Annotated in this window: 7 protein-coding genes and 3 pseudogenes; all 10 read left to right on the top strand. The window is 65.8% G+C overall.

Annotation, left to right across the window (positions count from 1 at the left end; translation table 11 throughout):
* Nucleotides 1-477 (top strand): annotated as a pseudogene (locus JMJ56_RS24610) (transposase); the annotation flags it as partial.
* A 142-nt stretch (nucleotides 478-619) separates the two neighbouring features.
* Nucleotides 620-1,400: pseudogene (locus JMJ56_RS34135) on the top strand (IS3 family transposase); the annotation flags it as partial.
* 59 nt (nucleotides 1,401-1,459) lie between these two features.
* A pseudogene (locus JMJ56_RS34130) lies at nucleotides 1,460-1,781 on the top strand (transposase); the annotation flags it as partial.
* Nucleotides 1,782-2,349: 568 nt separating this feature from the next.
* A complete protein-coding gene (locus tag JMJ56_RS24595) occupies nucleotides 2,350-3,096 on the top strand; it encodes a right-handed parallel beta-helix repeat-containing protein (RefSeq protein ID WP_202834406.1) in 747 nt (248 codons plus the stop codon).
* Nucleotides 3,097-3,104: 8 nt separating this feature from the next.
* Nucleotides 3,105-3,545: a hypothetical protein gene (locus JMJ56_RS24590; RefSeq protein ID WP_202834405.1), complete on the top strand. Its 441-nt coding sequence runs from the start codon at nucleotides 3,105-3,107 to the stop codon at nucleotides 3,543-3,545.
* 340 nt (nucleotides 3,546-3,885) lie between these two features.
* Nucleotides 3,886-5,856: an asparagine synthase (glutamine-hydrolyzing) gene (gene asnB, locus JMJ56_RS24585; protein WP_202834404.1), complete on the top strand. Its 1,971-nt coding sequence runs from the start codon at nucleotides 3,886-3,888 to the stop codon at nucleotides 5,854-5,856.
* Nucleotides 5,856-7,049, top strand: coding sequence for a glycosyltransferase (locus JMJ56_RS24580; RefSeq protein ID WP_202834403.1), 1,194 nt, complete (start codon nucleotides 5,856-5,858; stop codon nucleotides 7,047-7,049). Before asnB ends, JMJ56_RS24580 begins: the two co-directional genes overlap by 1 nt.
* On the top strand, nucleotides 6,931-8,163 hold the full coding sequence (locus JMJ56_RS35380; protein ID WP_202834402.1) for a glycosyltransferase: 1,233 nt from the start codon (nucleotides 6,931-6,933) through the stop codon (nucleotides 8,161-8,163). The genes JMJ56_RS24580 and JMJ56_RS35380 overlap by 119 nt, the downstream gene beginning before the upstream one ends.
* A gap of 37 nt (nucleotides 8,164-8,200) precedes the next feature.
* Nucleotides 8,201-10,801 (top strand): glycosyltransferase, encoded by a 2,601-nt coding sequence (locus JMJ56_RS24570; protein ID WP_202834401.1) that lies wholly within the window; start codon nucleotides 8,201-8,203, stop codon nucleotides 10,799-10,801.
* Nucleotides 10,798-11,805, top strand: coding sequence for an SDR family NAD(P)-dependent oxidoreductase (locus JMJ56_RS24565; RefSeq protein WP_202834400.1), 1,008 nt, complete (start codon nucleotides 10,798-10,800; stop codon nucleotides 11,803-11,805). Before JMJ56_RS24570 ends, JMJ56_RS24565 begins: the two co-directional genes overlap by 4 nt.
* The last annotated feature ends 171 nt before the right edge of the window (nucleotides 11,806-11,976 follow it).

The following is an 11,976-nucleotide window of genomic DNA, read 5'->3' as shown; positions in this document are numbered from 1 at the left end:
CCCGGGCAAGGAGGCCAAGCTCTGCTTCATGGGGCATGCGCTGATGGAGAACCGGCACGGCCTGATCGTCGGCGCCGTCGCCACCCGCGCCTCGGGCCATGCCGAGCGCCTAGCTGCGCTGCACCTGATCGCGCCGCATGCCGACAGGCCCGGCAAGGTCACCCTCGGCGCCGACAAGGCCTTCGACGTGCGCGACTTCGTCGCCGAGCTACGCGAGATTAACGTCACGCCGCACCTGGCGCAGAACCCAGCGGGCGCCAGTCCGCCATCGACGGGCGAACGACGCGGCACGCGGGCTACGCCGTGAGCCAGCGCGTCCGAAAGCGGATCGAGGAGGCCTTCGGCTGGGCCAAGACAGTGGCCGGGCTGCGCAAAGCCCGGCACCGCGGCCTGTCCAAGATCGACTGGCAGTTCACCCTGGCCATGGCCGCCTACAACTTGGTCCGCCTGCCAAAGCTGCTTGGCGCGGCGGCGTGACGCCCGTCGACCCCCGCACGATCCCGGGCGCCCGGAAAGCGCCCCTGCCCGAGTTCGCCGCCGCCATGCGCGGCGCTCCGTCAGCGTCGGAAAGGGCCACGATCCGGCACAGCTCGCAGGCTTTTCAGCAACCTGCTAGGGCGCCGGCTACTACGCCTCGCTCGACCGGCCCCCGTCAGCCCGCGCCGAGGCGGATACGGCATTGCTGCGGCAGATCCAGACGGTGCACCTCACCTCGCGCCAGACCTATGGTGCACTATGGGTGCACGCCGAACTCCGTACCAGAGGCGAACGGCACGGCCGCAAGCGCATCGCGCGCCTGATGCGCAGCGCCGGGCTGGTCGGTGCCAGCCATCGCCGCGGCGGGCCGGTGACGACGCGCCGCGACGGCAGTAGCAGACCGACCCCGGACCTGGTGAACCGCAACTTCACCGCCAGTGGCCCGAACCAGTTGTGGGTCGCAGATATTACGTTCATCCCCACGGCAGCCGGCTTCCTCTACCTCGCCGTGGTGCTCGAGGTCTAGAACTGCAAGGTCATTGGCTGGGCTACCGCCAACCATCTCCGCACCGAGCTCGTGCTCGATGCGCTCGACATGGCCGTTGGGCAGCGCCGGCCGCACGAGGTCATTCACCACTCGGATCAAGGGTCGCAATATACGTCCTTGGCGTTCGGCAAGCGTTGCCGAGAGGCCGGCGTCGGGCTATCCATGGGCTCGGTCGGCGATGCCTAAGACAATCCCTTGTGTGAGAGCTTCTTCGCGATCCTTGAATGCGAGTTGCTCGCGCGCCGCCGGTTCGCCTCCCACGCCGAGGCACGCATGGCGACCTTCAGCTTCATCGAGGCCTGATACAATCCAGCCAGGCTCCACAGCCCTGAGCTACCGCTTGCCCATGACCTACGAAAAAGAGGAGCAGCAAGCCGTCGCCGTTGCCCCTAAATCAGCCAACCATCAGCTGTCCACGAAAGCGGGCCAAAACCAACCTGGGCCTCGACCAACATGGCCCGAGCTCACGGCCGGGCGCCTCGGGGCGAGCGGCTGCGGACCGCCATCCCGCACGGCCATTTGGCTGACCACCACCTTCGTCGCCGGCCTGCGCAACATTGGCATGGTCACTCCGATGGTGCTAGATGGGCCGAGCAACGGCTCCCTCTTCCAGGGCTATGTAGAGCGGGTGCTGGTGCCCGAGCTCCGCCTTCGCGACATCGTTGTGATGGACAACCTCGGCAGCCATAAGGGCGCAGGCGTCAGGGCAGCGATCAAGGCCGCAGGCGCGAGCCAAGCTATGCCGGCAGCGTCTCCTGCGGCCCAATCTTTGCCCTGCGGTTGTCGCCTACGGTGGTTCGCTCGCGTCTTGCTGACAGGCACGTAGGCATCCCGGCGAAGCTACGAGCTGCATCGCATGCGGTTGCGAGGAATGACGAGGGCTAACGTGCAAGTCCAACTCGCCGCCATCGCTTGCGATCCTTGGCGATTACTCAAACTCTCTCCTGCCAAGCTGCGTAAGCCAAGCGAAATTCCAAAGTGGCCCATCCACCGCACTGCTGAACCGCCGAGCTTAATGATGGCACCTGGCCACAAAGTGCTTCGGTTACCATCCATGCACAAGTTTCCGAGCTTGGCGTAAGCCCAAGCTTCGTCGGGCCTGTCCCAAGCCAGCCTTGGGCTGAATTCGGCCGCTGCGACGCCCGGCTCTTGTTGCAGTTAATCATTTTTAATTCATATCTTCACGGTAAAAATATCAACCAATAATTGTTCTACAGACTGAGCAGAAATAGCCAAAGGTTTTGTCGCGCTCGCCCGGGCGTCCCACAGGGCGAGCGAAAGACGTCTCCAAAAAGTTGCTTTATTTCAAATAATAAGGGTGAGCGATGATCTATTATGTTTCCGCATCTACAATCAGCGGCGGCACAGGGACCTTGAGCAACCCGTTCAGCTCTTTGCAGAGAGCCCATGATCTCGCCAAGCCGGGCGATACTATCGAAGTGCGCGGCGGCACCTATTTCTTGGCTCAGCCTCTCAAGTTCACGAGCGACGGCACGGCCGACAAGCCAATCACTGTCGAAAACTACAACGGCGAAAAGGTCGTCATCGACGCGGGCAAGACGACGGGGGGCTTCGCCCTCACGCTCAACTCGGCGTCCTACAACCACATCAAAGGCCTTGAGATCAAGAATGGCGGTGAAGGTGGAGTCTGCGTCACCGGGGCCTCGAACGGAAATCAACTCGAGCTGCTCAATATCCACCACAACGGTCGAACGTCGCAGTACGACGGCAAGGGCTTCGTCGTGTACGGCTCGTCGGCGAACAACTTGATCCTGAATGTTGATTCGCACGACAACCGCGATCTCGCGGGCGACAACGCCGACGGCTTCCAGATCGCCACCACCGGAGTGGGCAACGTAGTACGCGGCTGCCGCGCCTGGAACAACGCCGACGACGGCTTCGACCTGTTCAACGTGCAGAACAACACCACGTCCGGTGCGGTCACCCTGAGGGTAATTATGCTTGGCACAATGGCTACGATCTTGCCGGAAACTGGTCGGGTGACGGCAATGGATTCAAGCTCGGCGGCACCCGCTCCGGCACGGCCGGAACCTCGGGCGGCCACACGCTGATCGACAACGTGGCCTTCGACAATCCCTATGCCGGCTTCAGCGAGAACGGCGCCCAGGTCCCGCTGAAGCTCTACAACAACACATCATACGCGAACGGCTACTCCTTCGAGTTCTATACGAATAAGCACGTGCTGCAGAACAACCTCGCCGTTGGGGGTAAGTTGTGGGGCACCGGCAACCATAATTCGTGGAACGGCGACGTCACGGCAAATGTGGCCGACTTCCAGTCTACCGCGACCGCAACCGTTGCCGGGCCACGCGCAGCGGATGGCACGGTGAATGCCGGCAGCTTCCTGCATCTCGCTGCCGGGTCGGACCTCATCGACAAGGGCATCTCCGTCGGCATCAAATACGCCGGCATGGCACCGGACCTCGGCGCCTTCGAAACCGCGGCGATGACGAGGCCGGCCGTCACTTATCTGGCGGCTTCGCAGGATTACTTCCTGTAGCAATAGCTTGACCGGCGCAGCCGCGTCGATCTGGAAGGTACGACGCGCAGCCGATGGCTGCGATCTGCTGGGGGCGGCGGCACGGTTTGCTGTCGAAAACGGCTCCGAACGGCATTCCCGCAGCCGCACCCCATCGGCACCGCCGATCCGCCACACCGCCCGGGTGACCAGCCTGCGCATCATGCGCCGAACCGCACCGTAGCCAAGACATTCTTTACAAGCCGGCCGCACCCCGGTCTGCCGAGCCGCGCCACCTGCCGGCAGCGGAAACCGGCTTGGCGTCATCCATATGAACGATGACGGATCGGCCTGTCTCTGTAGCTTGCACTGAGAGGTCCTCATGTGCGGCATCTTTGGTTGGTTCGGAACCACCCCTCCCGTAGACGGGACTATCGAGCGAATGGGGGACCTGCTCCACCATCGCGGACCAGACGACAGCGGGCATGAGCAGGGTGCCGGCTGGGGCCTCGGCTTCCGGCGCCTCAGCATCCTGGACCTGAGCCCACTCGGGCACCAGCCCATGCGCAGCCCTGACGGTCGCTGGTGGCTCGCCTTCAACGGCGAGATCTACAACTACGTCGAATTGCGGCACGAGCTGGAACGGCTCGGCGAGCGGTTCCGGAGCGGGTCCGACACCGAAGTGCTGCTGCGCGTGCTGGCACGCCATGGCCCCTCGGGCCTCAACCTGCTCAATGGCATGTTCGCCCTCGCCCTAGTCGACACCATCGACCGGCGGTTCCTGCTGGCGCGCGACCGGGCCGGGGTGAAGCCGCTCTACTACACGCTCAAGGCGGGCGATCTCCGCTTTGCCTCGGAGCTGAAGGCCCTGCTGGCCTGGCCTGATGCGCAGCGGCAGGTCGACCGATCGGCCCTGCCCGAATACCTGGCCCTGGGCTACTTGCCAGAGGAGACCTGCATCTATGGCGGGCACACCAAGCTTCTGCCGGGCCATATGCTGAGCGGTTCGCTCGACGCACCCGCCGAAGCCGTGCCGCAGCGCTACTGGCAGCTGTCGCTGAACGGGGACCCCAGCCGCCGTGCGCTGCGCGCCAATGAGCTGCAGGAGATGCAGGCGCTGCTGTTCGACGCGGTGCGCATTCGCCTGCGCAGCGACGTGCCGGTGGGCATCTTCCTGTCGGGAGGCATCGACAGCGGCCTGATCGCCGCCCTGGCCCGAGATGTGACGGGTGCGCATCCCGTGGCACTGACCGTCGGCTTCGCTGAGGCGGATGCCGACGAGACCGAATTGGCTCACGCGACGGCACGTCACGCCGGACTGGCGCACCATGTCATCCACCAGGATGCCGGTACCCTGGCCGATGTGGATGAACTGGCCTGGTTTTATGATGAGCCCTTTGGTGACCCGTCAGCTCTTCCCACTTTCGCCCTGTGCAGGATGGCTGCGCAGCACGCCACCGTCTTCATTGGCGGCGACGGCGGCGACGAAGCTTTCGGCGGCTACCGGCGCTACACCGAAAGCCTGCGGCTGCGGCAGCTGATAGGCGCGGCCGGCGCATCGTCCGGAATGCTTCGCGCGCTGTCCCACCTGGCTCCGGCACTGTCGGTCGCCCGTTTTCGCCTCCTTAAGCTCGGCCTGCCTGACGATGGCGCGGCGGCAGCCTTCGATGCGCTGCCGCTGGACCCCGCCATCGCCGCTGTGCTGCCTCCCGACCTGCGCCAAGCAGCCGATGTCGCGGGCCGGACACTGTGGCAGGGCTGGGCGCGCAGCCACGGCACGGCCTCGCTCACCGCCCGACAGCAGGCTTTGGATTATGCGATGTATCTGCCGAGCGATGTGCTCACCAAAGTGGACCGTGCGTCGATGGCCCATTCCATCGAAGTCCGCGCGCCGTTCCTTGACTACAGGCTGATCGAGTGGGCGGCTCGGCTGCCGCGCGGTACGTTGCTCGATACGCAGAGTGGCAAGCTGCCGCTGCGTGCCCTCGCGGCGCAATTGCTGCCGCCGGCAGTGGCGCAGGGGCGGAAGCGCGGCTTCGGCGTGCCGCTCGACGACTGGTTCCGTGCGCCGGATGGCGTCGCGCTGGTTCAGGAGCGTCTGATCTCGGCCAACGCACGCAGGGATGGCCTTTGGGACAGCGTCGGCGTGGCTAAAGTGCTGGCACGCCATCGCGCCGGAGGGGGGCGGGGCTTCGGGCTGCTGCTCTGGCGGCTCCTGATGCTTGACGCTTGGGCAGGGCATTACGGAGGAGGTGCCGGGATGCCGGTGCCGCCCGGGGCGCGAAGCATGGCGGGAGGGCCTGCCTGGCCGGCCCGTGCTGATCTCCATGCGAAAGCGGAGGCCGCCTCCTGATGCCGCCGCCATGGCCCGAGCCGGTTGCGGTCATGATCGGGGGCCTTGGCCAGGGCGGCAGCGAGCGGCAGTTGTACAGCTTTCTCGCCGGTTGCGACCGGCGCCGGTGGGAGCCGCTGGTATTCGCATCCGGGGCCCTGGGCTTCTGGGAGGCGCCGATCCGCGCCCTCGGCATTCCGGTGGTGCTTCTGCAGGGCAACCCGCTGGCCAAGATGCGCCAGTTCCGGACTGCCGTGGCGGCTGCAGGGATTCGCTGCTTCTTCTCCTGGTCCTCCTATACGAATGGCTATGCCCTGGCACTGGCCGGGACCGGCAGTCATTGCATCGGTTCTTTCCGGAACGCCCAATTCGCCGACCTACCCCACCGGCTGCGTTGCCTCTGGATCTGGGTGAGTCTCGCCGGCCTTACGGCCGTGGTCTGCAACTCGGCGGAGACGCAGGCGCAGGTGGCACGGCAATGCAGCCCCCGCCTGCGGGTGGTCTTCGTCCCGAATGCAGTCGAGGTCCCCCCATCCGAGCTAGTGGCCGCCTGGCGCGACCACTGGCGCAAGCGGCTTGGGCTGAGTCTAGATACGGTCCTGGTGCTGGGGGCCGGGCGGCTTGTGCCGCAGAAATGTTTCTCGCGTTTCATCGACGTTATCGCCCAGGTCATCCAACGGCATGGGCAAGCGGTGTATGCGGTCATCGCCGGCGAGGACCACGGCTGCCTGCCTGCCCTGCAGGCGCATGTAGCGCAGCTTGGGCTGGTAGGTCGGATCGAGTTTTTGGGCGCGGTTCCGGACGCCCGCGAGTTGATGGCGGCCGCCGATATCTTCCTCCTGTCGTCCGACTACGAAGGCATGCCAAATGTCGTGCTGGAGGCAATGGCCGCCGGCGTTCCCTGCGTGGCCACGCCGGTCAACGGTTTGGGCGGCGTGATCGAGTCCGGATCGAGCGGCCTCGTGGCGGAGGCCGAGGCGTCCGACCTTGCGCAGCATGTTGCCATGCTCGCGGCCGATTCAGGGCTGCGCCAGGCCATGGGGGCACGCGGCCGCGCCCGGATCGCCACCAATCATCAGCCGGATCGGATCATTCGTGGACTTTGGGCGCTCTGCGAGGCGCAGGCCAAACCCAGCATGGGAGATGCCAGTGCGGCTAGCGATATTCGTCGACCAGGTTTTCTGGCGCGACGGCGACGTGATGTCCACCGATGAGTCCTACGTCCTTTTCCTCGCCAGCTTTCTCGACGAGGTCGACGAGATCGTGCTCATCGGCCGGCTCGCGCCGGAGCCGGGCCGCGCGCCTTATCTGCTGGGAAACCCGGCGATCCGCCTCTGTCCGCTGCCTTACTATCCGAACCTCTATGAACTCTGGAGGCATGGCCCGGGGATCTACCGCCGCACTATCGCCACGGTACGACGGGAGGCGACCGGGCAATGGGATGCGTTGCTGGTCTGCGGGCCGCATCCCCTCGGGCAACTAATCGCGCGACAGTGCAGCCGCTTCGGCATTCCGGTGGCGCTGATCGTACGCCAGAACCTAATCCAGCAGATGGATGCGCATCGTGGCCTGAAACGACTGGCCGCACTGGCTGCCGCGACGCTCTTGGAATGGGACTTCAAGCGGTTGGCCCGCGGTCGGACGGTGTTCACGGTGGGAACGGAAATGGCGGAGGAATATGCCCGCTTCACGGGCCACGTGCACAACCACTTCCCCTGCCTAGTGGATGACGGGCAGTTCCGCGCCTTCTCCGCGATGCCGGCCGGTGCCGACCCGGCACGGCTGCTCTGCGTGTGCCGGCTCGCGCCCGAGAAGGGCCATGTCTTCCTGTTCGACGCACTGGTCCAGCTGCGGGAACGGGGCGTCGCATTCCACCTCGACCTGGTCGGGATCGGGGCGCTGGAGGCAGAACTGAAGGGCAGGGCACGGGCCATGGGCATTGAGGACGCTGTCACCTTCCACGGCTACGTGCCTTATGGCCCGGAGCTGCTGCACCTGTATCAAGAGGCCGGCGTGATGGTGCTCTCGTCGCTCACCGAAGGCTTCCCTCAGGTGATCAACGAGTCCCTCTCGATCGGGATACCCACCGTGGCGACGACCGTTGGCGGGATCCCGGCCTTCCTGGCGGATGGCCAGACAGCCCTGCTGGTGCCACCGCGGGATCCCGCTGCCCTGGCGGCCGCCCTCGAGCGGGCCATCAACGATCAGGTCCTGCGGCAAGGCCTGCGGGAGCGGGGCCGGGCGCTGATGAGTGCCAATACGCTGGAAGCCAACCGGTCGAAGGTGATGGGAGCAATCCGTCATGAAGTCCTTGCAGCCTGCGCCTGAACACCGATCCGCACTTGCCGATTATCCGGCAACTGAGGTGCCGGAGCAGCCCACGGTCGGCATCGCGGTTCCGGTCCTGGACGAGGCGGCCCATATCGCCCAGGTCGCTGCGGACATCCTGGCGCAGGATTACCCGGGCCTCCGCGAAATCTGGTTCGTCGATGGCGGCTCGACGGATGGCACAATCCCCATCCTCGCCGAGATCGCCCGCGGCGACGACCGGATCAGGCTGCTGCACAACGAGCGATGCAACACGGCTGCGGCACTGAATCTGGCCTTCGCAGGCTTGCGGAGCGACATCCTGATCCGCTTTGACGCGCATGCCCGGTACGCACCGGATGTGGCCCGCTGCTACGTCGCGGCGCTGCTGGCGACAGGCGCGGGCGGGGTGGGTGCGATTGCGCGCCCGATGGAGGCAAGCACGGACACAGGCCGCGGCATCGTCGCGGCGCACCGGAGCCGCTTCGGCCTCGGTGGGGCGAAGTTCCGCGACGAAGGCGCCTCGGGCTGGGTGGAGTCGGTCTGGAACGGCGGCTACTGGCGGCACGTGGTGGAACGGACCGGCCCCCTCCGCGAGGATTTGTGGCGCGCTGAGGACAACGACTTCAACGAGCGTGTCCGCCGGCAGGGCTACGGGCTCTTTCTCTGCCCAGAGGCCCATGCCTACTACCAGCCGCGCCAGTCGCTCGGTGCGCTCTGGCGGCAGTACATGGGCAACGGGGCCGGCGTGGCCAGGGCAGCCTTCGAGAACTACCGCGCCTTCGGCCTGCGGCACTTCATTCCCTTCGCGCTGGTCATGGGCATCCTGGCGCCATTGCCGGTGGCGCTGTTCTGGCCGCCGGCAGCGCTCGTCTCGGTCGGCGTGGCAGGCCTCTATCTCCTGGTGCTCCTCGTGGCGACGCTCGAGGGGCTGCGTACGGTGCCGGGCCTGCCCGTACTGTCGCTGCCGGCCGCCCTGGCCACGCTGCACTTCGCCTATGGCATCGGCTTCCTGCGTGGGCTGGCCGCGCAGGTCCGGGGCCGGCTTAGGCGACCGCCTGCCGAGCGGGCTTCCCGGATCGCCGGCGTCGTGCTGCTTGGCCTCGCCTTCGGCTCGCCCGGCGAGGTCGCCTCTGCCCAGGTCGCCATGTGGTTCGCGCCCAGCATGGACCGTATTGCCCGCGACGGCTTGGCCGTGACGAAAGCATCGATGGAGCTTTTCTCGGCACGGGGCGAGACCGAGTCTTTCCAACTCGCCATTCGTGCGCCCCAAAGCGGCCTGACGAACGTGACGGTGCGTATCGGCGACCTGGTGAGTGAAGAGGGTGCACGGATCGCTGCGCGCCAGGTCGAGTTCTTCCGGGTAGACTACGTCACCGTCCGCCGAGGCAGTCCCGACTGGCGGGGCAGCAATCGCCCGCTCGGGCTCGGCCGCTATCCCGACCCACTCACGCCTCTGGCCAGCCCTTCCGGCGATGCGAGCTTCGCTGTGCCAGCCTCGCTCACACAGCCGGTCTGGGCTGATATCCAGGTGCCGCAGACCGCGCAGCCTGGTCGCTACCGGGCGGAAATCGTCGTGGTAAGCGATCAGGGACGGGTCGTCGGCGAGGTGACGCTTGTCGTGTGGGCATTCGCCCTCCCGGCGTCGCCCGCGCTCGATAGCCTGTTCATCGCCCTGCGGCGGAACAACCCGCAGGCGGCCACGGAGTTGCTGAAGCACCGGCTGATGCCGCACCCGTTGGTTTCGCTGGATGCGGACCCGCATCAACAGCCCATGCTCAGGGAAAGATGGGGGTTGAAGTCGGCCAGCATCGGCCTCTGGAGCGGCGCGACAATCGAAGACTGCACCATGGCGCCACCACCATCCGCAGCAACGGTCGCGGAGGCGGTGGCCTCGCGGGCGCCCGGCCTGCAATTCTACAACTTCACGGCCGACGAAATCGACCGCTGCCCTGCCGCCCGGGAGCCGTTGAAGGCCTGGGCACGCACGCTTCACGCGGCCGGCGTGCTGAACCTCGTCACTATGACGCCGGTGCCGGAACTGTACGACGACGGCAGCGGCCAGGGACGTTCTGCTGTGGACATCTGGGTCCTGCTGCCGGCGATGTACGACGCGGCGCAAGCCCGCGTTGCCGAGGTCATGCGGCGCGGCGACCGTGTCTGGTCTTACAACGCCTTGGTCCAGGACGACTACTCACCGAAGTGGCAGATTGACTTCGCCCCGATCAATTACCGGATCATGCCTGGCTTCATGAGTGCGGCGATGCACCTGACCGGCCTGCTCTACTGGAGCGTGGATCGCTGGACTAGCGATGCCTGGGAGGATGTGCAGACCTACCGCAACCGGGATGGCTATGATTTCCCGGGCGAAGGCATGCTGCTGTATCCCGATCGGCGGGTGGGCGAAATTGGTGTGGTGCCGTCGATGCGACTGAAGTGGCTGCGCGACGGTGTGGACGACTACGACTACATCCACCTCCTGAGGCAGGCCGGCTGCACCGGCCAGGCGGCGGCGGCGGTCGCCCCGGTCGCCGTATCCTGGCGGAATTGGACCAAGGACCGATCCGTGCTCGAGGGGCAGCGCCGTATACTCGGCAGCCTCCTCGACCGCATTGCCAAGGGGGAATTGGTTTGCGGAACAGGGGAATCGACACCATGAGCTACGAGAACATCAACGTCCTGGTGACAGGGGCCGATGGCTTCATCGGGTCGCACCTCGCGGAAGCACTGGTAGAGAAAGGTGCCCGGGTGACGGCGCTCAGCGCCTACTACTCGCTGGACAATGCGGGCTGGCTGGATGAACTGCCGGCCGAAATCCGCGCCAGCATGACGATCCTGCGCGGCGACATCCGTGACCCGGCCTTCGTCCGCCGCATCATGAAGGGGCAGGCGATCGTTTTCCACTTGGCCGCCCTCATTGCCATCCCGCACTCCTACGCCACGCCGCAATCCTATGTGGAGACCAATGTCCTCGGCACGCTCAACGTGCTGGAGGCTGCGCGTGAACTGGAGACCCAACGCGTCGTCCATACCTCCACGAGCGAAGTTTACGGAACGGCCATCACTATTCCCATCGAGGAGTCCCACCCCTTGCAGGGCCAGTCGCCGTATTCGGCTTCCAAGATCGGAGCGGACATGATGGCGGAAGCCTTCGCGCGATCCTTCGACCTGCCGATCGTCACCTTGCGGCCTTTCAACACATTCGGTCCGCGGCAAAGCGAACGTGCGATCATCCCCAGCATCATCCGGCAGGCGCTGGACCCGCGATGCGACGCAATCCTCGTCGGCGACACAACGCCACGGCGGGATCTTACTTTCGTCGCCGACACGGTAGCAGCTTTCCTGGCTTTGGGACGTGAGTTCGAGGTCCATTACGGGACGGCCTACAACGCCGGCAACGGGCAGACGATTTCTGTAGCCGAGTTGATCCGCGCAATCCTACGGACGGTCGGTAGCGAGAAACCGCTGGTACAAGATCCGCAGCGCATGCGGCCAGCAAATTCCGAGGTCCGGGCCCTGTTGGCCGATGCGTCGCGGTTGCGCCTGGCCACGGCTTGGGAACCACGCGTCTCCCTGGAGGAGGGACTGGAGCGGACCGTGGCGTGGTGGAAGCTCCGCCTGGAGCGTGGTCGCGTCCGCCCGACAATCCAGTTCATGACCTGAGCCCTACCCAGGCCGAAGCCGCACCATCGACGCCGCGCGCGGCACATGGCACGTGGTGCGCATCCGCCCAGTGCGCCAAGGCGAGAAAACAGAGCCTCATCCGGATAACCTAGGCAGCAGTGCCGACCCGCCTCCGCCTTCCGGCCGCAGTGTTCCTCGCATCAGCCATGG

This window comes from Belnapia arida (assembly GCF_016773205.1).
GTDB lineage: Bacteria > Pseudomonadota > Alphaproteobacteria > Acetobacterales > Acetobacteraceae > Belnapia > Belnapia arida.
This window is presented reverse-complemented; position numbering and strand designations above follow the sequence as displayed.

Excerpts from the sequence above, each read along its gene's own strand:
- JMJ56_RS24580 (WP_202834403.1), top strand. The coding sequence starts at position 5,856 with ATGCCGCCGCCATGGCCCGAGCCGGTTGCGGTCATGATCGGGGGCCTT.
- asnB (WP_202834404.1), top strand. The coding sequence starts at position 3,886 with ATGTGCGGCATCTTTGGTTGGTTCGGAACCACCCCTCCCGTAGACGGG.
- JMJ56_RS24595 (WP_202834406.1), top strand. The coding sequence starts at position 2,350 with ATGATCTATTATGTTTCCGCATCTACAATCAGCGGCGGCACAGGGACC.
- JMJ56_RS24565 (WP_202834400.1), top strand. The coding sequence starts at position 10,798 with ATGAGCTACGAGAACATCAACGTCCTGGTGACAGGGGCCGATGGCTTC.